Source organism: Actinoplanes teichomyceticus ATCC 31121 (assembly GCF_003711105.1).
GTDB lineage: Bacteria > Actinomycetota > Actinomycetes > Mycobacteriales > Micromonosporaceae > Actinoplanes > Actinoplanes teichomyceticus.
Window position 1 is genome coordinate 82173 of record NZ_CP023865.1, and the last position, 24940, is coordinate 107112.

19 protein-coding genes are annotated in these 24940 nt (G+C 73.0%); 7 read left to right on the forward strand and 12 right to left on the reverse strand.

What is annotated here, in order from left to right:
- Nucleotides 1-17: 17 nt before the first annotated feature.
- From ACTEI_RS00375 to pdhA, 5 genes are all read right to left on the reverse strand, one after another.
- Entirely contained in the window at nt 18-3113 is a 3096-nt protein-coding gene (locus tag ACTEI_RS00375; protein WP_145830787.1) for a hypothetical protein, read from the reverse strand.
- 493 nt (nt 3114-3606) lie between these two features.
- On the reverse strand, nt 3607-3750 hold the full coding sequence (locus tag ACTEI_RS36635; RefSeq protein ID WP_164465800.1) for a hypothetical protein: 144 nt from the start codon (nt 3748-3750) through the stop codon (nt 3607-3609).
- 198 nt (nt 3751-3948) lie between these two features.
- Nucleotides 3949-5370, reverse strand: coding sequence for a dihydrolipoamide acetyltransferase family protein (locus tag ACTEI_RS00380; RefSeq protein ID WP_122981833.1), 1422 nt, complete (start codon nt 5368-5370; stop codon nt 3949-3951).
- Nucleotides 5371-5375: 5 nt separating this feature from the next.
- Entirely contained in the window at nt 5376-6362 is a 987-nt protein-coding gene (locus ACTEI_RS00385) for an alpha-ketoacid dehydrogenase subunit beta (RefSeq protein ID WP_372443219.1), read from the reverse strand.
- A complete protein-coding gene (pdhA, locus tag ACTEI_RS00390; protein WP_239082219.1) occupies nt 6362-7549 on the reverse strand; it encodes a pyruvate dehydrogenase (acetyl-transferring) E1 component subunit alpha in 1188 nt (395 codons plus the stop codon). The genes ACTEI_RS00385 and pdhA overlap by 1 nt, the downstream gene beginning before the upstream one ends.
- A 407-nt stretch (nt 7550-7956) precedes the next feature.
- Between pdhA and ACTEI_RS00395 the strand changes: the two genes are divergently transcribed.
- Together ACTEI_RS00395 and ACTEI_RS00400 are read left to right on the forward strand one after the other, a co-directional pair.
- Complete coding sequence (locus ACTEI_RS00395; RefSeq protein ID WP_122975813.1) at nt 7957-9042, forward strand: hypothetical protein; 1086 nt, start codon at nt 7957-7959, stop codon at nt 9040-9042.
- Entirely contained in the window at nt 9039-9290 is a 252-nt protein-coding gene (locus ACTEI_RS00400; protein WP_122975814.1) for a hypothetical protein, read from the forward strand. Before ACTEI_RS00395 ends, ACTEI_RS00400 begins: the two co-directional genes overlap by 4 nt.
- Nucleotides 9291-9304: 14 nt before the next feature.
- Here the strand turns inward: ACTEI_RS00400 and ACTEI_RS00405 are convergent, their stop codons facing one another.
- Genes ACTEI_RS00405 through ACTEI_RS00415 form a run of 3 tightly spaced genes read right to left on the reverse strand, consistent with a single transcriptional unit; the run spans nt 9305 to nt 14111 of the window.
- Nucleotides 9305-10510: a hypothetical protein gene (locus ACTEI_RS00405; RefSeq protein WP_122975815.1), complete on the reverse strand. Its 1206-nt coding sequence runs from the start codon at nt 10508-10510 to the stop codon at nt 9305-9307.
- Between the two features lie 35 nt (nt 10511-10545).
- A complete protein-coding gene (locus ACTEI_RS00410) occupies nt 10546-12225 on the reverse strand; it encodes a GTPase family protein (RefSeq protein WP_122975816.1) in 1680 nt (559 codons plus the stop codon).
- The gene (locus ACTEI_RS00415; RefSeq protein ID WP_372443220.1) at nt 12222-14111 is read right to left on the reverse strand and encodes a GTPase domain-containing protein; all 1890 of its coding nucleotides are present in this window, start codon (nt 14109-14111) and stop codon (nt 12222-12224) included. Before ACTEI_RS00415 ends, ACTEI_RS00410 begins: the two co-directional genes overlap by 4 nt.
- A 234-nt stretch (nt 14112-14345) precedes the next feature.
- Between ACTEI_RS00415 and dnaK the strand changes: the two genes are divergently transcribed.
- The 4 genes from dnaK to ACTEI_RS00435 all read left to right on the forward strand — a co-directional run bounded on the left by dnaK (nt 14346) and on the right by ACTEI_RS00435 (nt 18547).
- Nucleotides 14346-16199, forward strand: a complete 1854-nt coding sequence (gene dnaK, locus ACTEI_RS00420) for a molecular chaperone DnaK (RefSeq protein ID WP_122975817.1) — start codon at nt 14346-14348, stop codon at nt 16197-16199.
- The gene (gene grpE / locus ACTEI_RS00425; protein ID WP_122975818.1) at nt 16196-16807 is read left to right on the forward strand and encodes a nucleotide exchange factor GrpE; all 612 of its coding nucleotides are present in this window, start codon (nt 16196-16198) and stop codon (nt 16805-16807) included. The genes dnaK and grpE overlap by 4 nt, the downstream gene beginning before the upstream one ends.
- 76 nt (nt 16808-16883) lie before the next feature.
- The gene (gene dnaJ, locus ACTEI_RS00430) at nt 16884-18083 is read left to right on the forward strand and encodes a molecular chaperone DnaJ (protein WP_122981837.1); all 1200 of its coding nucleotides are present in this window, start codon (nt 16884-16886) and stop codon (nt 18081-18083) included.
- Nucleotides 18084-18103: 20 nt separating this feature from the next.
- Nucleotides 18104-18547: a heat shock protein transcriptional repressor HspR gene (locus tag ACTEI_RS00435; RefSeq protein ID WP_122975819.1), complete on the forward strand. Its 444-nt coding sequence runs from the start codon at nt 18104-18106 to the stop codon at nt 18545-18547.
- 51 nt (nt 18548-18598) lie between these two features.
- On the opposite strand, the gene ACTEI_RS00440 is transcribed toward ACTEI_RS00435, so the two are convergent.
- The 4 genes from ACTEI_RS00440 to ACTEI_RS00455 all read right to left on the reverse strand — a co-directional run bounded on the left by ACTEI_RS00440 (nt 18599) and on the right by ACTEI_RS00455 (nt 22197).
- Entirely contained in the window at nt 18599-19045 is a 447-nt protein-coding gene (locus ACTEI_RS00440) for a hypothetical protein (RefSeq protein ID WP_122975820.1), read from the reverse strand.
- A 186-nt stretch (nt 19046-19231) separates the two neighbouring features.
- Nucleotides 19232-20440 carry a cation:proton antiporter gene (locus tag ACTEI_RS00445; protein WP_122975821.1) on the reverse strand — a complete coding sequence of 403 codons (1209 nt, stop codon included), beginning with the start codon at nt 20438-20440 and terminating at the stop codon, nt 19232-19234.
- A gap of 9 nt (nt 20441-20449) precedes the next feature.
- Entirely contained in the window at nt 20450-20947 is a 498-nt protein-coding gene (locus ACTEI_RS00450) for a cation:proton antiporter regulatory subunit (RefSeq protein WP_122975822.1), read from the reverse strand.
- Nucleotides 20948-20991: 44 nt separating this feature from the next.
- Nucleotides 20992-22197: a sugar efflux transporter gene (locus ACTEI_RS00455; RefSeq protein ID WP_122975823.1), complete on the reverse strand. Its 1206-nt coding sequence runs from the start codon at nt 22195-22197 to the stop codon at nt 20992-20994.
- Between the two features lie 149 nt (nt 22198-22346).
- On the opposite strand from ACTEI_RS00455, the gene clpB reads away from it, so the two are divergent.
- Nucleotides 22347-24932, forward strand: a complete 2586-nt coding sequence (gene clpB, locus ACTEI_RS00460) for an ATP-dependent chaperone ClpB (RefSeq protein WP_122975824.1) — start codon at nt 22347-22349, stop codon at nt 24930-24932.
- Nucleotides 24933-24940 lie beyond the last annotated feature (8 nt).

Below are 24940 nucleotides of genomic sequence, written 5' to 3' on the forward strand. Positions count from 1 at the left end.
GGCGTCCGGATGCTCCGTCAGCTGGGCTTGGTCAGGCAGTAGACCTTCTCGCCGGCCACGATGTACGGCTGCGCCTTGTCGGTGCACTGGTCCTTGGCGCCGACGATCTGCGCGACCTGGTAGGCGCCCTGCTCGGTGCACGCCACCTCGGCCACCTTGTCGCCGTTCTTCACGCAGTCGCCCTGGCTGACGTCGAAGTCGTCGCCGCCCGACGAGATCAGCCAGGTCAGCCCGAACACCACGGCCAGCAGCAGCGCGGCGCCGAGCACCACGGCCAGGGTGACCGGGATGGTCCGGACCGTCGGCTTCGCCGCCGGTGCCGGTTGCTCGGCCTTGAACTGGTCGAACCTGTCCTGGTCGGCCGGTCCGGGCCAGCTCGTGGTGTCCTCCGGGCCGGGCGGGGTGACCGTGGCCCGGGCCGCCGGGTCGGAGCCGAACGGCTCGGCCGAGAACGGGTCCGGCGCGAACGGGTCGGAGCCCGGCGCCGGGGTGCCGGGCATCGGCGGCAGGGCCGGCGCCGGAACGTACGGCGACTTGCCGCGGCCGGAGACGTCCGTGGTGTGCTCGTTGAAGTGGTCGGTGCCGGGGGCCGCCGGCGCCTGGGCGCCGAATTCCGCCCAGGCCGGGCCGCCCTGCGGGGGCGTTCCGAACGGGCTCTGGTCGCCGGGCGCCGGGAACGGGGCCGTCGCCGGCGCGCCGGGGAAGGCGGACGTCGGTGGCGGGAACGCCGGGCCGTCGGTGGTCGTCGACGGGCCGGGGAAGGCGGACGTCGGTGGCGGGAACGCGGGACCGTCGGTGGTGGCCGACGGGCCGGGGAAGGCCGACGACGGTGGCGGGAACGCCGGGCCGTCGGTGGTGGCCGACGAGCCCGGGAAGGCCGACGACGGTGGCGGGAACGCGGGACCGTCGGACGGCGCCGACGAACCCGGCGCCGGGAACGGCATGCTGCCGTCCGGCGGGGCGACCCGGGCGCTGCCCGAGGCCGGGCTGGTCGGCGCGGCCGGCTCCGGCGGAGACACGCGGGCGCTGGCCGAGGCGCGGGCGGTGGCCCGGGCCGGCGACTGCGGCGCCGGTCCGGGGGTCTCGCCCTGGTGCGCCGGGAACGCGCCGAACCCGGCCGGGCCGTCCTCGCCATGCTGCGGGGCCGGGAACGGGCTCTCCTCACCGCGCTGCGCGGGCGGGAAGGAGCGCGACGTGGGCGCCGGGAAGCCGCGGTCGTCCAGCTCCGGGCCGGTCGCGCCGAACGGCGACCCGTTGTGCTCGGGAGCCTGGCCGAACGGGTGGCCCGGCCGATCCGCCTCGTCCCGTTCCGGGGTGAACGGGTTCGCGTGGGCCCCGCTGTGCTCCTGGCGTTCCGGGGTGAACGGGTTGGCGTGGGCCCCGCTGTGCTCCTGGCGTTCCGGAGCGAACGGGTTGGCGTGCGCTCCGGAGTGCTCCTGCTTCTCCGGGGCGAACGGCGACGCCTCGGGCATGTGCGCCCCCGGGAACGGCGAGCCGCCCGGGGCCGGGAACGCGGCCGGGGCCGACGGCTCCGGGATCTGCGGCGTCTCCGCGGGCTCCTCGACGACCGGCGCGGGGCGCCCGTACACCCGGGCCTGCGGCACGGCAACAGCCTGCGGGATCTCGGCCGCGTCGACCGGCGGGGCGATCCGGCCGGGCACCGACACGCTGGCGGACGCCGGCCGGGCCGAACCGGTGGCCGGCCGGGCCGCGGCGGCGTCCCGCGGCTGCGGAACGGAACCGGAGACCGGCACCGAGGCAGAACCGGACGGCACCGAGGCGGAGCCGGACGGCACGGACCCGGAGACCGGCACCGCGGCGGAACCGGACGGCACGGACGCGGAGCCGGACGGTGCGGACACCGCCGCCGAGGCGGTCGCGACCGGCACGGAGGCGGAGCCGGCGGACGGCACGGAGGCGGAGCCGGCCTGCGAGGGGATCGATCCCGCGGGGGGCGCGCTGGCGGGCAGCGTGCCGCCGGTGCCGAGGGCGGCGCCGGGAACCCGCTGCGGGAAGCCGGACGGGTTCGCCGGCTGCTCCGCCTGTGCCGGCGGGCCGCCGTAGGTTCCCGGGGTGCCTCCGGCCGGCGGCTGGCTGTCGCCGAACGGCGAGCCGGCCGGCGGCGTGGCGTACCCCGCTGAGCTGCGGATCGGCAGGTCCAGGCTGGGGGTGGCGCCGCTGGGCTCACCGTCCGGGTTCGGCCCGGCCGGGGCCCGCAGCGGGAACCCGCCGCTGTCGCCCTGACGGGTCGGGAACGTGTTGGAGCCCGGCTGCGGCGGCGTGGCCGGGGCGGACGGCTCGGCGGCCGGGCGGGCCGCGTTGCCGAGCCAGCTGTTCTCCGCCGGGCCGGTCAGGCCGGGGCGCCCGGGGGCGTCCGGAAGGTCGGTGAGGGTGGCGCCGGGCACGCGGGTCTTCTGGTCGCCGAAGGCGGAGAAGGTCGACTGGTCGGCCGCGGCGGCCGAGGCGCCGGGGGTCCGGGTCGGCAGGCCGCTGCTGCTGGTCGGCGGCGGGAAGGCCGGGCCGTCCCCGGCCGGCGGGAAGGACTGCCCGTCGCCCGCGGGTGACGGGAAGCCGGCGCTGCCCGACGGCGGCGGGAAGCCGGCAGCGTTACCGCTCGGCGGCGGGAAGCCCGCGGAGCCGCCGGAGGGCGGCGGGAAACCGGGGGCCTGCGCGGGCGGCGGGAAACCGTGGGTCTGCGGGGCGGCCTGCGCGGGCGGTGCGAAACCGGGGGCCTGCGGCGCGGCCTGCGCGGGCGGCGGGAACCCGGCCGCCCCGAACGGCGACTCGGACGGCGCCGGGCCGGCCGCGGCCGCCGGCGCCCAGGCCGACGCGGGCGCGCTCTCGCCCGACTGCTGCGCGAACGGCGAGCCCTGCGGCTCGAACGGCGAGCCCTGCGGCTCGAACGGCGAGCCCTGCGGCTCGAACGGCGAGGAGGGCGCCGGGGTGCCATAGGTGGAGCCGGTGCCGGCGGGGGAGACCGTCCCGTAGGGCGAAGCCGTACCGGGGGAGACCGAACCGTACGGCGACGCCTCGTCCGGCTGCGGCACCCGGGCCGAGCCGTACGGCGTACCGGCCGGGTTCGAGCCGGATCCGAAAGTCGAGACCGCGGGCACCACGAACGGTGAGCCACCGCCCGGCGCCGACTGGGGCGGAGGACCGTACGACGTGGGGGCTCCCTCGGTGGGAGGCGGTGCCGACGCCCGGCCGGAAACTCGCTGACCGTCGGGTTCGGGTCCGCCCGACGTGGCCTCGGCCGGCTGACCGGCGTGCTGCCCCTCGGACGTCATACGCGCCTCCTCATCGATGCGGCCGTGCCAGCTTTGCACGGACGCGATCCCGTCGGCGACCTTCCGCCACGGGTCGTGCCAGCTTCCAGGCCAGGCCGTGCTGGGGGCGCGACGGTGTGTGGCCGGCGGGCACCCCCTGGTCACCCAGCCCGACCGGCCGTGCCGGTTTGGGGACCGTGCCCAACCGTACCGGGCGTTCGCGGCAGACAAAATCCCGGTGTACGCCCCTGAGGTAAAGCCACGCGGGGTGTCGGCGCGGTCGCCGATACGAAACGGCCCGCCCGGGTGACGCGGGCGGGCCGGATGTCGTGGGAGTGGCCTAGAAAGGCTGACGGCGCTGGGCGAAGATGGCGATCTCGTCCCGCATGGAAGGGGTCATCGCGGACTGCATGGCCCGGTCGATGGCGCGGTTCTGGCGGTGGACCTGCCGACGCTGACGAATGCGGTCGATCATGCTGCTCATGGCACTTGCTCGATTCCCCGGTGGTTGCCGGTCTCACGACGTGCCACCCCCGGCCCGCTTGTGGCGGACACCGTCGGCGCACGTCTCAGGTGTGCCTCCAGTGTCCGCCTCCAGCATGGACCTTGCCAACTGTTTAGCGGGTGATCCGGGTCATCGGTTTAACAATCGAAGGTCATCCGGCTTTCAGGCCTAACGACCTTATGTCCATGCCAGGATTGCCGCCTCCGGGTCGGAGAGGAAGGCGCCGACGTCCCGGAGGAACTTCGAGCCCAGCTCGCCGTCGATGATCCGGTGGTCGAAGGAGAGCCCCAGGGTGGTCACCTGACGTACCTTGATCTTGCCCTTGTGCACCCACGGAGTCGGCCGGATCGCGCCGAACGCCAGGATCGCCGACTCGCCGGGCGGCAGGATCGGAGTCCCGGTGTCGACCCCGAACACGCCCACGTTGGTGATCGAGAGCGTGCCGTGGGCCATGTCGGCCGGCGGCGTCCTGCCCGACTTCGCGGTCCGTACCAGGGTGTTGAGCGCCTCGGCCAGCTCCCGCAGAGTGAGACGGCCGGCGTCCTTGATGTTCGGCACGATCAGCCCGCGCTCGGTTGCCGCGGCGATGCCGAGGTTCACGTACTCCTTGACCACGATCTCGTTGGTCGCCGCGGACCAGGCCGAGTTGACCATCGGATGCCGTTTGACCGCGAGCAGCACCGCCTTCGCCACCAGCAGCAGCGGGGAGATCCGCAGCTCGGCGAACTCCGGCCGGGACCGGAGCTTGTCCAGTGCCTTCATCGACCGGGTGACGTCGACGGTGAGGAACTCGGTGACGTGCGGCGCGGTGAACGCCGAGGCCACCATGTTCTCCGCGGTCAGCTTCCGTACCCCCTTGACCGGGATGCGCTGCTCGCGGGAGGCGTCGAAGACCGCCGCGGCCGGTGCGGCCGGCACGGTTGCCGCCGCGGCCGCCGGTTTCCGGGCGCCTTCGGCGGCCTGGCGTACGTCCTCGCGCGTCACCGACCCGAGCGGTCCCGTCCCCACCACGGTGGCGAGGTCGACGCCCAGGTCGCGGGCCAGTTTCCGGACCGGCGGCTTGGCCAGCACCGGCCCGCTGCGGACCGGGGCCGCCGGGGGGACGGCGGGGGCCGGGGTCACCGGTGCCGGCGGGGCCGCCGGCGCGGGCGTGGCCGCGGCGATCCGGGGCCGCCGCTTCGCGCTGGTCTCCCGCGGGCCGTAACCGACCAGCACCGCGGTGCGCCCACCCGGCGCGGGCCCGCCGATCATTCCGGGCTCGACCGCGCCCTCGGCCGGCGCGATCTCGACCGCGTCCAGCGATTCGGCGGACGGCACCGGCAACGACGGCTCGGGCGCCGGCGGCCCGGCGCCCGGATCGGTGTCGATCGAGATGATCGGCTTGCCGACCTCCACGGTGGTACCGGCCTCGTGGAAGATCTTGGTGACCACGCCGGCCCACTTCGCCGGGATCTCGACGGCCGCCTTCGCCGTCTCCACCTCGACGATCGGCTGGTTCAGCTCGATCGTGTCACCGACCTTGACCAGCCAGGCGAGGATCTCGCCCTCGGTCAGGCCCTCGCCCAGGTCGGGCAGGTTGAACTCCTTGATCCGCGACATCGGCGTCACCAGCCGAACGAGCGGTCGACGGCGTCCAGCAACCGGTCCAGGTCGGGGAGGTACTCCTCCTCCACCCGGGCCGCCGGGTACGGGATGTCGTACCCGGTCACGCGCAGCACCGGCGCCTCCAGCGAGTAGAAGCACTCCTCGGTGATCCGGGCGGCCAGCTCGGCGCCCAGGCCACCGTTGCCCGGCGCCTCGTGCACCACCACCGCGCGGCCGGTCCGGCGGACCGACTCGAAGATCATCGGGTAGTCCACCGGGGACAGCGTGCGCAGGTCGATGACCTCGAGGTTGCGCCCGTCCTCACCGGCGGCGGACGCGGCGTCCAGTGCCACCCGCACCATCGGCCCGTACGCCAGCAGCGTCGCGTCGGTCCCGGGCCGCGCCACCCGCGCCGCGTGCAGCGGGTAGGCGCCGCTCACCGGCGCGTCCAGGTCGACCTCGCCCTTCTCCCAGTACCGCCGCTTCGGCTCGAAGAACACCACCGGGTCGTCGGAGGCGATCGCCTGCTGGATCATGGTGTACGCGTCCGACGGGTTCGAGCAGCTCACCACCTTGAGACCGGGGGTGTGCGCGAAGTACGCCTCGGGCGACTCGGAGTGGTGCTCGACCGCCCCGATGCCGCCGCCGTACGGGATCCGGATGACCATCGGCACCCGGACCTTGCCCTTGGAGCGGTAGAACATCTTCGCCACCTGGGCGACGATCTGGTTGTACGCCGGGAAGACGAAGCCGTCGAACTGGATCTCGCACACCGGGCGGTAACCCCGGATGGCGAGGCCGACCGCGGTCCCGACGATGCCGGCCTCGGCCAGCGGGGTGTCGATGACCCGATCCTCGCCGAAGTCCTTCTGCAGACCGTCGGTGATCCGGAAGACGCCGCCCAGCTTGCCGACGTCCTCTCCCATGATCACGACCTTGGGGTCGTTCTCCAGGGCGCGGCGCAGGCCGTGGTTGAGGGCCTTGCCCAGGGTGATCTTCTCGGCCATCAGTGTCCACTCCCCTCGAACGACGCGTGGTACTCCGCGAACGCCGTGCGCTGCGCCTCGATCTCCGGCGAACCGTTCGGATAGACGTGGTCGAACATCGTGACCGGTTGGGGATCCGGCATGGCCAGCACCCGCTCGCGCAGGTCCAGGGCGAGCTTGCGGGCGCTCTCGTCGACCTCGGCGAAGAAGTCCGCGTCGGCCATCTTCTGCTTGGTGAGGAAGGCCTTGACCCGGGCGATCGGGTCCTTGGCCTTCCACGACTCGACCTCGCTGGCGATGCGGTAGCGGGTCGGGTCGTCCGAGCTGGTGTGCGCGCCCATCCGGTAGGTGTACGCCTCGATCAGCGTCGGGCCCTGGCCGTTGCGGGCGTTGTCCAGCGCCTGGCGGGTCACGGCGTAGCTGGCCAGCACGTCGTTGCCGTCGATCCGGACGCCGGGGAAGCCGTAACCGGCGGCCCGCCGGTACAGCGGGATGCGGGTCTGCCGCTCCAGGGGCTCGGAGATCGCGTACTGATTGTTCTGGCAGAAGAAGACGATCGGGGCGTTGAACACCCCGGACCAGACGAACGACTCGTTGACCTCACCCTGGCTGGTCGCGCCGTCACCGAAGTAGGCGATCACGGCCTCGCCGTCCGGGCTGCCGGTCTTGCCGTCCATGGTGACGCCCATCGCGTACCCGGTCGCGTGCAGCGTCTGTGAGCCGATCACGATGGTGTAGCCGTTGAACTTGTGCTCGTTGGCGTCCCACCCGCCCTGGTCCACGCCCCGGAACAGGCCGAACGGCATGATCGGGTCGATCCCGCGGCAGTACAGCACGCCGTGCTCGCGGTAGGTGGGGAAAGCCATGTCCTGCGGGCGCAGCGCCCGGCCGGAGCCGACCTGAGCCGCCTCCTGCCCCAGCAGACTGGCCCAGATACCCAGCTCGCCCTGCCGCTGCAGAGCGGTCGCCTCGGCGTCCAGCCGGCGGACCGTCACCAGATCCCGGTAGAGGCCCTGGTACTCCTCGACGGTGAAGTCGACCGAGTACGTGGTCCCGTCCGCCGTGGTGACGCTGCCGAGATGCTCGCCGTCGGGTGTGAGCAGTTGAACGAAGCCGCCGGCCGGGGCGTCCCCGCCCGGAATGCGGTCCACCGCGCCGTCCGCGGGCGCCGGTGGCACAGCCCCGGCTTTGCGTTCGCCTTTCGCCATCCGTGTCTCCCTGTATCTCTCTGCGCCCGCGGCGGGTGTCTCCCGGCCACGAGGCGGACCACTGGGTGCGCGCATGTGCCGGGTGAGGCTGCCGCGCGGCGTTCCGGCCGGGAGCCTGCCCCTGCCGGGACGGCCCGCCGTTGCCCCGCTGGTCGGCGGAAGGCGACGGCGGCGGTGCCGTCGCCCCCATCCTGACAGAGGGAGTGAGGTGGGTTACAGAGTGCGTGGATCACGAATAGAGATTTTCTGCTGACATATCGTTAAGGGTATTTGCCCGACTTAGCGATCTTTGGGAGGCACTCCCGTACGAATGGTCCCGGCCCGCCGATGCCGAAAGGCCGATGGGTCGTTCATCCCTCTGACCGGAACGGATCCAGGTTGATCTTTGGTTGGAGAGGGACACCCGCGTGCCGCACCTGCCCGACGACGACGGCTACGAGCCGCCCCTGAAGGTGCTCCGGAAGCGGCTCAACGGGGTGTACCGCGAGGACCACGGCCTGTCCGGCCCGACCCGGCGGTACATCCTGATGGTCGCCATGCTGGTCGGCCTGGCCTCGGTGCCCACCCTCGCCGTGATCACCGCCGGGACCAGCGAGATCGCCGGGAAGGGCCGCGAAGGCGCGATGGACGCGCCGTTCCTGCCGCCGCCGGCGAGCGGTCCGGTGCGGCTCTCCCCCAGACCCCAGAGACATTCCGGGTACGACCATCCGGGCCGGCCGCCGTCCGATTCCGGTACCCCGCCGGTGGCGGACCCGGGCGTGTCGCCGCACCGCACCGGTGTAGCCCCGCCCCCCTGGCCCACGGTGCCCGGGCTGCCGCCGCTCCCGGCCGAGCCACCCGCGTCGGCCCCCCGCTCCACCCGCGCCCCGTCACCGGACCGCCCCGGCTCGGCCGGGCCGCCGCAGCGCGGCTCCGCCGACGAGGGCGTCTCCCGCCCCGAGCCGGTGACCGTCTTCCCGACGGTGCCCGGCCTGCCGGTGGTGCCGGACGAGGAGTGGGACGACTCGCCCGCTCGCCGCATCGCACCGCCGTCCGGGCGCTCCGGAGCCCGCCCGGGCCCGGCCGACTCCGCGACGGACGCTCCGGACGGCGCGGATCCCCCGGACGCCGCCACCGAGGACGCCGCCACCGAGGACGCCGCCACCGAAGATGCCGCCACCGAGGACGCCGACGCGACCGAGGAGGGCGCCGCCACCGAGGAGGGCGCCGACGCCGAGGAGGGCGCCGACGCCGAGGAGGCCGGCGCCGACGGCGGCGCGGACGCGGACGGCGGCGCGGACGCGGACGGCGGCGCGGACGCGGACGACGCCGGCCGGACGGCCCCCGACGACTCCCCGCACCACGAGTGCGAGGCCACAACCACGCAGGACATCCGGTCCCGCCGCCGCCCCGGTCGCACCACCCCCGCGACCGTCCACATCGGCGGCCCGGCGCCCGGTGCCACCATCGCCCGGCCGCCCGGCCGGTCCGCGCCAGCCGGAGGTCAACGGTGACCGAACGCCCCCATCACATCAACGCCGCCCGGATCCTCGACCACCGCTACGGCGACCGCCGCAACGTCCGCCATTCGGTGGTCCAGCCCTGCTCCGCGGAAGACCGGATCACCAACCGCCCGTACCGCGGGCACCATCGTGCCGAGCACACCCTGCACGACGAGAACGGACCGGCCCGCCGGCGCGGCTCACGCGTCGGCCGCCACCACGCCGAGCCGGTCGGTGATCACCACCTGAACCACCGCTGAGCCCGGCCGGCGGATCAGCTGTCGCCCAGCCGGTCGCGGTTGGCCTGCAGCCAGGCGTCGATGGCCGCGGAGTCGTTCGGGTCGACGCCCTCGGCGATCAGCTGGGCCACCGCCGCGGTGGCCGGGCTGCGCCGCTCGCCGGTGGTGTGCAACCGGACGAACTCCGGCACGAGCTTCTCCACCTCGGCCGCGGTCTCGGCGACCGCGGCCGGGGGAAGCCCGCGCCGCCAGGTCGCGTACGCCGACCAGGCGCGCACCACCCGCGGCAGCATGGCCGCGTCGTCGATGTCCAGCACCGCCCGCCGGTGCACCCAGTCGAGCAGGAACAGGCCGGCCACCGCCGGACTCCAGCGCAGCGGGTCACCGCCCGGCAGCGTCGCCGCGTGGTCGAGCAGCAGGCTGACGCAGAACTGCAGGGACGCCTGGTCGGCATCCGGCCCGGCCAGGCCCGCGCGGGCGGCCTCGGGCGAGGCCAGGAAGTCGCGGACCAGTTCGGCGGCGTTCGGGCCGGCCGGCTCGGTGAGCGGCGGGGTGGTCGCCGCGGGCAGCAGCGCCAGCCGGGCCGCGGCCAGCGCCCGGTCGGTGGCCAGCGAGCCGTCCGCGGGCAGGTCGCCGAGCTCGTCGGTGACCCGCAGATGCCGTTCCACCTCGTCACGCAACCGGCCCGGGTCCTCGTCGCGGAACCAGGTCAGCTCGTCGTGCTCGCACATCGCCCGGACCTGGCCGAGGATCCGCTCGGCGGAGGCGGCGACGAACAGGTCCTTGACGATGCCGATGTTGTGGTCGACCAGGGCCACGACCGCGTGCTCGGGCCCGCCGTCCGAGTCGTCCTCGTAGGCGTAGGTGACCAGGTAGGAGGTCTGGTCGCCGTACACGTCGCCGTAGGCGTGGCAACCGGTCGGCCGGACCCGCCCCAGATGCCCGGCCCACGACGGACCCGGCGTGCCGTGCCCGACCTCGCCGGCGCCCTCGGCGTCCGGCACCAGCGCGGCGAACACCTCACGGATCGCGGTGGCGGCCGGCTCCGGCCGCCGGGCGGTGGCACTCAGGAACCCGCCGACGAACTCCCGGACGGCGGCCGCCCGATCGCCCTCCGCGACCGAGTACACGCTGCCGAGCAGCGCCGTGCCCAGCATCTCCGCGTCCAGCGCGCAGGTCAGCCTGGTGACGTCGCGGGCCGCGTGCAGCACCGCCTCGTACGCGCTCCGGGGTGCCGACATGCCGCGAGCCTACCGCCCGCGGCATGTCCGCCGAACTACTCCGAGCGCACCACACCGAGCGCTTCGCGTGCCTGGGCGTAGGCGTTGAGCACCTCGCGCACCGGCGCCACCACGTATCCACGGCCGACGTCGGTGACCGCGGCCCGCAACCGTTGCTCGGCACGTCGCCGGGCGCGTCGCCCGCCGGCCTCGACGAGCGGTTTCAGCAGCAGCCAGAGCAGCAGACCGGCGAACAGCCCGCCGAGCAGCAGCAGCGTGGGCAGCGGGACCACGCCGACCCGCGGACTCTCCAGCTCGGGCAGGCCCAGGGCGCGCAGGGCGTACCCGAGCACCAGCCAGACCAGGCCGGTCACCGCCGCGGCGAGCAGCAACCACTGCAGGGCGCCGACCACCCGCCACCAGACCGGCCGGTGGTCGGTGCCCAGGTCGGTCTTGGCGATCGCCCGGTCGAGCGCGTCCGGCAGGTCCCCGGTGCGCGACCGGGCGGCGGCGGTCAGCGCGGGGGCCCAGACCTCCGGCAGCGGCGCGGCGGCGCGTTCGGCGACCGCGCGGACCGACAGGCCCACCGCGGACTTCTGCGCGGCGTCGGCTTCCGGCAGCGAGGTACGCGGCACGACATCCGTGGAAACCGCGTCGGTCTGCGCCGGCTCGGCCAGGTGCAGCTTGCGCAGCGGGTCCGGGCGCAGCCGGCGCAGTCCGCGCACCAGCGGCCAGCCGGTCGCCGCGGCCGCGCGGTGGCGGTACGCGGCGGCGGTCGCGTCGGCCACCGCCGGCACCCCGGCGGACGCCGCGAGCGCGTCGGTCAGCTGCCGGACGGTCGCCCGGTCCACCTCGTCCTCGGCGGCCGGCGGGCCGATCATCTCGGCCAGCTCCTCGCTGACCGCGTCCACGTCGGCGGCGAGCCGGCGCAGCGCGGCCTGCCGTGCGGCGACCGTCTCCTCCAGCGCCTCCCGCAGCTCACCCAACATGCCGGGCTGCTTCGCCGAGGTGGCCAGCACCGGCGCGCCGGTCAGCCCGTCCTCGTCGAGCAGCCGGCGCAGGTCGGTGAGCACCGCCTCGGTGTCCGGGGCGCTGAGCCGGTCGGCCTGGTTCAGCACCACGATGGTCACCCCGGCGTGCGTGCTGAACTGGGACAGGTACGCGCGGTGCAGGATGCGGTCGCCGTACTTCTGCGGGTCGACCACCCAGACGATCTGGTCGACCAGCCCGAGCAGCCGGTCCACCTCCAGCTGGTGCGCGCGCTCCACCGAGTCGAAGTCGGGCAGGTCGAGCAGGACCAGCCCGCGCAGCGCGGCCTCGTCGTCGCCGTCGAGCGCGCTCTCCCGGACGAACCGCTGCCGGGGCAGCACGCCGATCCAGTCGAGCAGCCGGCTGGCCGGCTCCAGCGGCCCCCAGACCACGGCGTGCGCGGTGCCGGTGGTGGGCCGGCGCACCCCGACCGGCGACAGCTTGAACCGGGCCAGCGCGTTGAACAGGCTGGATTTGCCGCTGCCGGTGCTGCCGGCGAGCGCCACCACGGTGTGGTCCAGCGACAGCGTGAGCCGCCCGCTGGCGCGCTCCACGATGGTGTGTGCGGTGACCAGCTCGCCGTCGGGCAGGTACGGATCGACCAGCCGGAGGAACCGGGCCAGCGCCTCCAGCCGCCGGGTGAGTCCCTCGGCGTCCACCCGGTCGCCGCCCCGGTCGCCGAGGGATTGCTTCTCCACCAGATTCATGACCCCGATCCGGTCAACGCGATGTCCTTCCTGGCGCTCTCCACCGTGGCGGCGGCCTGGCGCAACAGTGTGCCCGGCTCCGCCTCGCGGCGCACCGTGGCGGTCCGCTCCGTGTACCGCGCGGCCTCGGCCTCGAGCAGTTCGTCGACCCGGCCGATCAGCTCGGTACGGGCCCGGGTGGCAAGGGTACGGATGGCCTGGTCGCCGAAGACCGCCTCGAGCACCTTCTGCGCGGCGACCGTGGTGCCCGCGCCGACCGCGACCTCCAGGCCGGTCGGGATGAACGCGGTCGAGGTGAACACGGCGACCATCACGGCCAGGCCGGCGCCGTTGACCGCGTACGCCGCGCCGCGGGCCACCGAGCGCTTGTCGCCCGCCTCGCGGCGGACCAGGTCCAGCACCCACTGCTGCCAGTCGCGGACCAGCCGGTCGGCCCGCTGGGGCAGGTCGGCCGAGGCGGACTTGAGGTCGCCGTGCAGCAGCGTCTCCCCGGCCGGGTGCGCCTGCCACGACGCGTACGCCTGCTCGGCGGCGTCCGTCGCCACCCCGCGCAGCAGGGTGACCAGCTGTGACTCCAGCGCCACGCGCAGGCTGCGGCTGGGTCCGGGGCGGCCGGTGACGGCGGCGATGACGCGGTCGCGCAGCTGCCCGACCCGCGACTCCAGGCTGCGGACGAACTCGCCGGTGCCGACGAACTCCTGCCAGCGGGCCAGCACCTCGCCGCGGAGCAGCCGGCCGTCCTGCAGCCCGTCGCGGACCGTCCGTTTCGCCGTCCGGTACGCCGTGTCGACCCGCTCGTCCAGCGCCTGCGCGGTACGCGTCTGGTCCTCCGCCGCCTCGGCCAGCCCCTCCACCGCGGGGGCCAGCGCGGCCAGCGCGCCGTCCAGGGTCTGCCGGGCCACCGCGTCGCGCGCGCCCGGGTCCGCCGACAGCTGGGCGAACCACTGCCGCATCGGCTGGATCACCGGGTCCGGCAGCATGCCACGGGTGTCCAGCTGGGTCTCCGGGAGCACGAACAGCGGGGCGTTGCCCAGGTCGTGCTCGGTCAGCATCTCGCCGAGATGTGCGGAGATCTCGGCGGCCGCGTCGAGCGGCACCCGGTCCAGCACCAGGGCGATCACGGTGCCCCGCAGCCGGGCGGTCTTGAGCAGCTCCCACGGCACCGCGTCGGCGTAGCGCGCGGCCGTGGTGACGAACAGCCACAGGTCGGCGGCGGCCAGCAGCTGGGCGGCGAGCTGGCGGTTGTGATCGACCACCGAGTCGACGTCGGGCGCGTCCAGCAGGGCCAGGCCGGGGCCGATCCCGCGGGCGCCGATCACCTGCAGCGAGTTCGGGTCGTCGCTGCTCTTCACCGTGCGGATCAGGCCGGGCAGCAGGTGCGGCTGCTCGAACCAGCCGAGGTTCTCCGGGTGGGCGACCAGCACCGGCGAGCGGGTGGTCGGGCGCAGCACCCCGGCGTTGGTCACCGGCTCCTGGACCAGGCTGTTGACCAGGGTGGACTTGCCCGCGCCGGTGGAGCCGCCGACCACCACGAGCAGCGGCGCGTCCAGCCGGTTGAGGCGGGGCAGCAGATAGTCGTCGAGCTGGGCGAGCAGGGCGGCGCCGACCCGGCGCGCCTCGTCCGCCGAGGGCAGCGTCAGCGGGTACGCGACGGTGCCGAGCGCCGCCCGCAGTCGGGTCAGCGCCGCCGTGAGCCGGGCTACGGCGGCGGGCGGTTCGACCGGTGCGGTGGTGATGCCGTTCTCCTTGTTCGCCGGACGGACCGGGCCGTCCCCCGTACCATCGGAAAGGTCTGCTCTCGCCGGGCTGACCTGCTCTTTGTTCCTCGTTACGGCGGGGACGGCGGGTGGGGCCGACGGACCGACCGCGTCTCCGTGCGTCGTCACGGGTAAAGCGTGCACGATCCGCCCAGGGCGAGCAACGGCTACCGGTATGCCGTGACCGGACAGGTATGTAGCTGATTACCCGCGGTGCGGGCGCCCAAACGCGCGACTTGCGTCTGTCCGGCTCAACTTCGATTTGACGGTTGGCCGTCGCGTGGCATCATTGAGTCGGTTCCACTCAACCCTGTACGGACTCACGCTCGTACGAACCCAGCCGGTAACGAAGCGAGGAACACCATGGCACGTGCGGTCGGCATCGACCTCGGCACCACGAACTCCTGCGTCAGCGTTCTGGAAGGAGGCGAGCCCACCGTCATCGCCAACGCGGAGGGCTCCCGGACGACGCCGTCGATCGTGGCCTTCGCCCGCAACGGCGAGGTGCTCGTCGGCGAGGTCGCCAAGCGTCAGGCGGTGACCAACCCGGATCGGACGATCCGCTCGGTGAAGCGGGAGATCGGCACCAACTGGTCGATCGACATCGACGGCAAGAAGTACACCCCGCAGGAGATCTCCGCGCGGGTGCTGATGAAGCTCAAGCGCGACGCCGAGGCGTACCTGGGCGAGCAGATCACCGACGCGGTGATCACCGTCCCGGCGTACTTCAACGACGCGCAGCGCCAGGCCACCAAGGAGGCCGGCGAGATCGCGGGCCTGAACGTGCTGCGGATCGTGAACGAGCCGACCGCGGCCGCCCTGGCCTACGGCCTGGACAAGGGCTCCAAGGAGCAGACCGTTCTGGTCTTCGACCTGGGTGGCGGCACCTTCGACGTCTCCCTGCTGGAGCTGGGCGACGGCGTCATCGAGGTGAAGTCGACGTCCGGTGACAACCACCTGGGCGGCGACGACTGGGACCAGCGGATCATCGACCACCTGGTGAAGACGTTCCGCGGCGAGCACGGCATCGACCTGTCCCAGGACAAGATGGCGCTGCAGCGTCTGCGCGAGGCCGCCGAGAAGGCCAAGATCGAGCTGTCCGCGGCCACCACCACCAGCATCAACCTGCCCTACATCACCGCCGGGGCGAACGGCCCGCTGCACCTGGACACCACGCTGAGCCGGGCCGAGTTCCAGCGCATGACGCAGGACCTGCTGGACCGCTGCAAGGGCCCGTTCGAGTCCGCGATCAAGGACGCCGACGTCAAGCTCTCCGACATCGACCACGTCATCCTGGTCGGCGGCTCGACGCGTATGCCGGCCGTGACCGAGCTGGTCAAGAGCCTGACCGGCCGCGACCCGAACAAGGGCGTCAACCCGGACGAGGTCGTCGCCGTCGGCGCCGCCCTGCAGGCCGGTGTGCTCAAGGGCGAGGTCAAGGACGTCCTGCTGCTCGACGTGACCCCGCTGTCGCTGGGCATCGAGACCAAGGGCGGGATCATGCACAAGCTGGTGGAGCGCAACACCACCATCCCGGCGCACCGCTCCGAGGTCTACACCACCGCGGACGACAACCAGCCCTCCGTGCTGATCCAGGTCTACCAGGGTGAGCGCGAGATGGCCGCGTACAACAAGAAGCTGGGCACGTTCGAGCTGAGCGGCATCGCGCCGGCTCCGCGCGGCGTGCCGCAGATCGAGGTCTCCTTCGACATCGACGCGAACGGCATCGTGCACGTGTCCGCCAAGGACCTGGGCACGGGCAAGGAGCAGAAGATGACGATCACCGGCGGCTCCGCGCTGCCGAAGGAAGACATCGAGCGCATGATGCGCGACGCCCAGGACCACGCGGACGAGGACAAGAAGCGCCGCGAGGACGCGGAGACCCGCAACCTGGCCGAGCAGCTGCAGTGGCAGACCGAGAAGTTCCTGGCGGAGAGCGGCGACAAGCTCCCCGAGGACAGCAAGAGCAAGATCAGCGAGGCGCTCGGCGAGCTGCGCGGCGCGCTGGGCGGCACCGACATCGAGAAGATCAAGTCGGCCCACGAGCGGCTGTCGCAGGTCTCCCAGGAGGCCGGTTCGCTGCTCTACTCGCAGAGTGAGGCGCCGCAGGCCGGGGCCGCCGGCGCGGGCGCGCCGGGTGGCGCGACCGGTGCGGGCGCGGCCGCCGGTGGTGACGACGTCGTGGACGCCGAGATCGTGGAGGACGACAAGAAGTGAGTGCCAGGGACGACGAGAACGACGGTCCGGCGGCCGAGCGGGAAGTCATCCAGGGCGAGATCGACTCGACGGCCGAGGAGACTCCCACCAAGCCGGGCAAGGCGGCCGGCGCGCACCGCGCGCCGGAGGAGGAGAGCGAGGCCCCGGCGGCCGAGGAGGCCAAGCCCGGTCTCGGCGCCGAGCTCGACGCGCTGCGCAGCGAGCTCGACGAGCGGACCCACGACCTGCAACGGGTGACCGCGGAGTACGCCAACTACCGCAAGCGGGTGGACCGCGACCGGGGCGCCGCGGCGGAGCAGACCACCGGCTCGGTGCTGACCGCGCTGCTGCCGGTGCTGGACGACATCGACCGGGCCCGCGAGCACGGTGACCTGGTCGGGCCGTTCGCCTCGGTGGCGGAGCAGCTCACCGCGGCGACCGGCAAGCTGGGGCTGGTGGCCTTCGGCGAGAAGGGCGACCCCTTCGACCCGAACCGCCACGAGGCGGTCGCGCACCAGACGTCCGCGGACGTCACGGAGCCGACCTGCGTCGAGGTGATGCGCCGCGGCTACACCCTGGGCGAGCGCCTGCTGCGCCCGGCGCTGGTCGCCGTCGCCGATCCCGAGTGAGTTTCCGCATGTGTCCCGTCCGCCGGTTCGCCGGTGGGCGGGACGTCACCCATCACCAGTCGAGGAGGTGGACCAACTGAGCTCGAAGGACTGGCTCGAGAAGGACTTCTACGCCGTTCTCGGCGTGAACAAGTCCGCCTCAACCGACGAGATCAAGAAGGCGTACCGGAAACTCGCTCGCGACCTGCACCCGGACCGCAATCCGGGCAACAAGGAGGCGGAGGAGAAGTTCAAGGCCGCCTCCGAGGCCTACGACGTGCTCGCCGACGACAAGAAGCGCAAAGAGTACGACGAGATGCGTTCCCTGTTCGGCTCCGGCGCGTTCCGCCGTGGCGCCGGACGCCCGGGCGCGGGTGGCGCCCAGTTCGACCCGTCCGACCTGTTCGGCGGGTTCACCGGGGCGGGCGCCGGTGGTGGCGGGGGTGACCGCCGGTTCGGCGGCACCGGTTTCTCCGACATCTTCAGCTCGATCTTCTCCGGTGGTGGCGCCGGCGCTCCGGCCGGGCGGCGCGGCCCGCAGCGCGGCCGGGACGTGGAGACCGAGGTGACCTTGGACTTCGCTCAGGCCGTCCGCGGCACCACCCTGCCGCTGACCCTGCGCACGCCGGGGGCCTGCGACACCTGCCGGGGCACCGGCGCCAAGCCCGGCACCACCCCGCGGGCCTGCCCGAAATGCCACGGCACCGGGCTGATCTCCAGCAACCAGGGGTCGTTCAGCTTCTCCGAACCGTGCCGGGACTGTCAGGGCTCGGGCAGCATCGTGGACGAGAAGTGCCCGGAGTGCCGGGGTTCCGGTGGCGTCACCAAGAGCCGGACCATCAACGTCCGGTTCCCGGCCGGGGTCGCCGACGGGCAGCGGATCCGGCTCAGCGGCCGGGGCGAGCCGGGCGACCGGGGTGGCCCGGCCGGCGACCTGTACGTCCAGGTCAAGGTGCGGCCGGACGAGCTGTTCGGGCGCAGCGGGGACGACCTCACGCTGGTCGTCCCGATCACCGTCGCGGAGGCCGTCCTCGGCACCGACCTGCGGGTGCCGACCCTGGACAACCCGGTCACGCTGCGGGTGCCGGCGGGCACCCCGAGCGGTCGCAAGCTGCGGGCCCGGGGCAAGGGCGTGGTGCGCAAGGAGGGCCAGGCCGGCGACCTGATCGTCACGGTCGAGGTGCAGATCCCGCCCGGTGTGACCGGCGAGGCCCGGGACGCCCTGGAGAAATTCGCCAAACTGACCCCGCCGGCCGGGCGGGAACGGCTCGAAGCACGCCTGCGCAAGACCGGCTAGAGACCTTCCGGAGGTGGGACATGTATGAAGAGATCAGCATCTCGATGGAACAGGCCTCCGACGCGAAGGTCCTGATCATCTCGGTGGCCGCCCGGCTGGCCGGCATGCACCCGCAGACCTTGCGCCAGTACGACCGGCTCGGCCTGGTGCAGCCCGGGCGCGCCGGTGGCGGCGGCCGGCGCTACAGCGAACGCGACGTGGCGCTGCTGCGCGAGGTGCAGCGGCTGAGCCAGGAGGACGGCGTCAACCTGGCCGGCATCAAGCGGATCATCGGCCTCGAACAGATGGTGGGTGACCTGCAGCAGCGGGTCGCCGAGCTGGAGCAGCAGCTGGAGGACGCGTACGCGCGGATCGCCCAGCTGGAGACGATGAATCCGTACGCGGGCCGGGCGGACCTGGTCCGTCAGGAGACCCACTCCACCGCGCTGGTGGTGTGGCGGCCACGCCGCGCCGCGGAGAGATGAAACGGCGGCCCCGGATCGGGGCCGCCGTTACTGCACGTAGTTACCGGTCGATCACTTACGGTGGAAGAGGCCGAGCCGGCGCGGGTTGCGCACCAGGCCGCCCTCCATCCAGTCGTGGTGGTCGAACAGTTCCGGTCGGGTCATCAGGACCCGGCAGTTGTGCGCCCAGATCTGCATCGGCTCGTCGCCGACCTCCTCGGCGCGCTCCACGAACTTCTTGAGCCGCCGTTTGCGCTGGCCGCTCGCGTTCTGCCGGACGCCGTCCGCCGCGTAGATGTACATGCAGTGCTGTGCGAACCGGCGGGCCGGGCACTGCCGGTCCATGGCCAGCTCGAACAGGGTCGGCCCGAGCACGTCGCCGGAGATGAGCAGGTCCCAGTCCCGCGGCATGGAGCTCAGCGGTACCGACTCCGGGTGGTACGCCCACGCCTCGATCTCCGCCGGCCGGGGATCGACCGGATTTCCGAACCCGATGAATGTCGCCTCACGCACGCTCAACGCTGCCGCCTTATTTCACCCGTTCTCCCGCGACGGGGATCACCGATCCGTCGTGAGTGTCGAACGTCCCAACACAGAGAGTTGTCGCGGCGCAACGGTAGCGCGATCAATGCATGAACGGAAGTATCAAAAATTCACATTCGGATACTGGACAGTAACCTTCGGCAGGGGTCACAGTGACCGACGTCACTCAACTGTCGGCACGGGTTCGGCCGTAGAACGCTGTGCCGCCATCCTGCGGCGGACCAGCTTCTTGAACCAGGCGTAGTCCGGCAGGCGCGCCAGCATCGGACCGGAGACAACCGTGATCAACACGTACGCGGTGGCGAGCGGAGCGAGGCGCGGCTGCACCCCGGAGGCGACCGCGAGTCCGGCGATGACCACCGAGAACTCGCCGCGCGGGGTGAGCGCCAGGCCGGCCCGGAGCCGGCCGGGCAGGGCGGTCCCGGCGCGCCGCGCCGCCAGGTACCCGGTGGCCACCTTGGTCAGCATGGTCAGCACGGCCAGCCCGAGCGCGGGAAGCAGCACCGGCGGCACGTCGGCCGGATCGGTGGAGAGCCCGAAGAAGACGAAGAACACCGCGGCGAACAGGTCGCGCAGCGGGGACAGCATCTGGGTGGCGTGGTGCGCGACCGGGCCGGAGAGCGCGATGCCGACCAGGAAGGCGCCGACCGCCTCGGACACCTGCAGCTCGGCCGCGACCCCGGCCACGAACAGGGTCAGCCCCAGGACGCTGAGCAGCAGCGCCTCCGGGTCCTTCACCGACATGAGGCGGCTGATCGTTCCGCCGTACCGGATCGCGACCACCAGCACCGCGACCACGGTGACCACGGCCACGCCGAGCGTGCTGAAGCCGCCGACCAGGCCCACGTTCGCCAGCACCGCGGTGACGATCGGCAGGTAGAGCGCCATCGCCAGGTCCTCGATGACCAGCACGGACAGGATCACCGGGGTCTCCCGGTTACCCAGCCGGCCCAGGTCGCCGAGCACCTTGGCGATCACCCCGGACGAGGAGACCCAGGTGATCCCGGCGAGCACCAGCGCCGCTTTCAGGTCCCAGCCGAGCAGCAGCGCGAACAGCGCGCCGGGCAGCGCGTTCAGCAGCATGTCGATCACGCCGGCCGGAGCCGCCGAGCGCAGGTTGCCGACCAGCTCGTCCGCCGAGTACTCCAGGCCCAGCATGACCAGGAGCAGGATCACCCCGATCTGGGCGCCGATCGCGATGAACTCCTTGCTGGCCGAGAGCGGGACCAGCCCGCCCTGTCCGAAGGCGAGACCGGCCAGCAGGTAGAGCGGGATCGGGGAGAGCCCGAACCGGCGCCCGGCCCGGCCCAGCATGCCGAGGCCGAACAGCAGCGCGCCGATCTCGATGAGCAGGACCGTCGTGTGGTGCACGAGGTGGCCTCAACCGTCGGTGTCGCCGGCCAGGATGGCGGTGACGCCGTCCAGGCCCTCGCGGGTGCCGACGGCCACGACCACGTCGTTCGCCTCGAAGAGGAACGCGGGCCCGGGCGAGGCGATCACCTCGCGGTCACGCAGCACGGCCACGATCGACGCGCGGGTGCGGGTGCGGGCCCGGGTGTCCCCGAGCCGGCGGCCGACGAACGGTGAGCCGGCCGGCAGCGCGATCTGCTCGGTGAGCAGCCCGGCCGCCTGCTGACGCAGGCCGGCCAGCTGGCCCAGCATCAGCGACGCGCCGAGGACGTCGGCCAGGGCCTCCGCCTCGCCGTCGGTCAGCGGGATCGAGGCCAGGCAGGCGTCCGGGTCGTCGACGTCGTAGAGGACCAGGTCACGACGGCCGTTGCGGTGCGAGACCACCCCCACCGTACGCCCGGAGGAGGTGACCAGGTCGTGTCGGACGCCGATTCCCGGCAGCGGAGTCTGTTCCACCCGTACGCGCACGACTACCACGTTATCCCGCGGGTAGTGACTTTCGTCGCAGCAGCTCAAGCCTTCCCGAGCTCGACCAGCGGCTCGGCGGCGGCTGCCGGGCGGGCCGGTGGCCGCGCCACCAGCAGCAGGATCAGGCCGAGGACGGCGAGGATCAGGTTCATCACGTACGCGAGGCGGTAGTCGTACTGCTGGGCCAGGCCGAACAGCGGCGCGGCCAGGATCTGCCCGATCGGGAAGGTGTTGGTGAACATCGTGGTGGCCCGGCCCGGGTGCAGCGGCATCATGTCCTGCACGTACGAGATGCCCAGCCCGGAGTTGGCCGCGATGAACAGGGCGTTCACCACCTGGGCGGCGGCCAGCATCCAGGTCGAGTGCGCGGCCACCGCCAGCGCCTGGTAGACCACCCCGAACACGGCGCCGGCCAGGATCAGCCGGCGCAGCGGCATCCGGGTGCTGAGCGCGCCGAAGCCGAGCATCAGCGGGATCTCCAGCGCCGCGCACAGCCCGAGGATCAGGCCCGCGTCGCCGACCGAGCCGTGCAGGTCGGCGCCGACGTACAGGGACATGGCCTGCACGCCGAGCACCATCGTGGTCTGCAGCAGCACGAAGCCCGCGATGATCGGGTAGATCGCGCGTGGCGGGCGGACCTCCTCGCCCCGGCCGGGGGTCGTGCCGGCCGGCGCCTCGATCTCCGGCAGCCAGCGGGTGGCGATCAGCGCGGCGACCAGGTAGAGCACCGCGGCGGTGCCGTAGACGTACCGGAAATCGGCGACGTCCAGCAGCAGCGCCGCCAGCGGCGGACCGCCCACCCAGGCGATCGAGAAGACGGTGCGCAGCGCGCTGATGCCCATCGCGGCCCGGGCCGGGGAGTCGCTCTGCAGCACCTGACGGGCATAGGCGAACGACTGCGGATACAGCGCCCCGGCCACCGCGGTCGCGGTGACGGTGATCGCGAGCAGGACCCAGTAGTTGCGCACCGTCGAGGTGAGGCCGGTGCCGGCGCAGCCGGCCAGGGCGGCCGCGATGAGCAGCGCGCGACGCATCGGGCGGCGGTCCGAGATGCGGCCGATCACGTGCGACATCGCGACGCCGGAGAGCGAGGCGACGACCAGGAACGCGGAGGCCTGCACCGGGCTGGCGTGCACCTCGCTGCTCAGGAACATGCCCAGGAACGGGCCGACCACCGCGGTGGCTATCCCGGCGGCGAGAAAGATGAAGCCGAGCGGGAGCAGCCGCCGCGACAACAGGCGCGTCACCATCCGTACGTTACGGCGGTTCGATGGGCAGCGCCCTCGCCGGTGGTGACCGTCACGCCTCTTCGACGGCCTTTCCCGGACGAGTTAAAGTTGAGTGGAATACGCTCAAGTCTGTTGGGTCACACCCGGTGGGAAGCCGATCAGGGGAGCTCATGAACGCCGAACGTTTGACCACCAAGAGCCGCGACGTGATCACCGGCGCGGCGGCCAACGCCGCTCGGAACGGCCACGCCACGGTGGAGCCGTGGCACATGCTGCTGTCGCTGCTGGACACGGCCGGGTCCACCGCGCCGGCGCTGCTGCGCGCCATCGGCGCCAACCCGGCCGACGTACGCCGCGCCGCCGCCCGCGCCGTCGAGCAGCTGCCCAGCGCGCGCGGTGCCAGCACCGCCGAGCCGGGCCTCTCCCGCGAGTTCGTCAACGCGATCGGCGAGGCCGAGCTGATCGCCAAGCCGCTCGGCGACGAGTACGTCTCGACCGAGCACCTGCTGGCCGGCCTGGCCCGGGTGGGCGGCGCGGTGAGCCGCACGCTCAAGGAGGCCGGCGCCACCGAGGAGAGCCTGGTCGCCGCGTTCCCGCAGGTGCGCGGCGGGGACCGGAAGGTGACCAACGCCGATCCCGAGCAGACCTACAAGGCGCTGGAGAAGTACAGCGTCGACCTGACCGCCCAGGCGCGGGAGGGCCGGATCGACCCGGTGATCGGCCGGGACGCCGAGATCCGCCGGGTGGTGCAGGTGCTCTCCCGGCGTACCAAGAACAACCCGGTGCTGATCGGCGAGCCGGGCGTCGGCAAGACCGCGATCGTCGAGGGTCTCGCCCAGCGCATCGTGGCCGGCGACGTGCCGGAGACGCTGCGCGACAAGAAACTGGTCTCGCTCGACCTCGGCGCCATGGTCGCCGGCGCGCAGTACCGCGGCCAGTTCGAGGAGCGGCTCAAGAGCGTGCTGGAGGAGATCCGCAGCTCGAACGGGCAGGTCGTGACGTTCCTCGACGAGCTGCACACGGTCGTCGGCGCCGGCAAGGGCGAGGGCTCGATGGACGCCGGCAACATGCTCAAGCCGATGCTGGCCCGGGGCGAGCTGCGCATGGTCGGCGCCACCACGCTCGACGAGTACCGCGAGCACATCGAGAAGGACCCCGCCCTGGAGCGGCGTTTCCAGCCGGTGGTGGTCGGCGAGCCGACGGTCGAGGACACCATCGGCATCCTGCGTGGCCTCAAGGGGCGCTACGAAGCGCACCACCGGGTGCAGATCACCGACGCGGCGCTGGTCGCCGCGGCCAGCCTCTCCGACCGCTACATCAGTGACCGGTTCCTGCCGGACAAGGCGATCGACCTGATCGACGAGGCCGCGTCCCGGTTGCGTATGGAGATCGACTCCCGGCCGGTGGAGCTCGACCAGCTGCAGCGCCAGGTCGACCGGATGCGGGTGGAGAAGCTCGCGCTGGACAAGGAGACCGATCCGGCCTCGCAGGCCCGGCGCGAGCGGCTGGAGCGCGACCTGGCCGACCGGGAGGAGGAGCTGACCGCCCTGAACGCCCGGTGGGAGCGCGAGCGGGGCGGGCTGAACCGGGTCGGCGAGCTGAAGAAGCAGCTCGACGAGGCCCGGGCCGCTCAGGAGCGGGCCCAGCGCGACGGCGAGCTGCTCGAAGCATCCCGTCTGCTCTACGAGGTGATCCCCGGCCTGGAGAAGGAGATCCAGGCGGCCGCCGAGTCGGAGGAGGAGAACACCGAGCCGCCGATGGTCAAGGAGGAGGTCGGCGCGGACGACATCGCCGAGGTGATCTCCTCGTGGACCGGCATCCCGGCCGGCCGGATGATGGAGGGCGAGACCGCCAAGCTGCTCCGCATGGAGGAGTCGCTGCAGGCCCGGGTGATCGGCCAGCGGGAGGCGGTCGCGGCGGTGGCCAGCGCGGTCCGGCGGGCCCGGGCCGGCATCGCCGACCCGGACCGGCCCACCGGCAGCTTCCTGTTCCTCGGCCCGACCGGCGTCGGCAAGACCGAGCTGGCCAAGGCACTGGCCGGTTTCCTCTTCGACGACGAGCGGGCGATGGTCCGGATCGACATGAGCGAGTACGCCGAGAAGCACTCGGTCGCCCGCCTGGTCGGCGCCCCGCCCGGCTACGTCGGGTACGAGGAGGGCGGCCAGCTGACCGAGGCGGTGCGCCGCCGGCCGTACAGCGTGGTGCTGCTCGACGAGGTGGAGAAGGCCCACCCGGACGTCTTCGACGTGCTGCTGCAGGTGCTCGACGACGGGCGGCTGACCGACGGCCAGGGCCGTACGGTGGACTTCCGCAACGCCATCCTGGTGCTGACCTCGAACCTCGGCTCGGCGACCGCCGACTTCACGATGAGCGACGAGGAGCGGCACGACGAGGTGCTGGCCGCGGTCCGGGCGCACTTCAAGCCGGAGTTCCTCAACCGGCTCGACGACATCGTGGTCTTCCACGCGCTCACCAAGGACGACCTCACCAAGATCGTGGACATCCAGCTCGAACGGCTGCGCGCGCGCCTCGCCGAGCGGCGGCTCACCCTCTCGGTGACCGGCGCTGCGGTCGACTGGCTGGGCGAGCACGGGTACGACCCGCTCTACGGCGCCCGGCCGCTGCGGCGGCTGGTCCAGGCCACGATCGGTGATCTGCTGGCGAAGGCGCTGCTGGCCGGGGAGATCCGGGACGGGGACACGGTGGTGGTCGACCTGAACGCGGCGAAGGACGGGCTGACGGTCGAGCGCGGCTGAGCCACCGC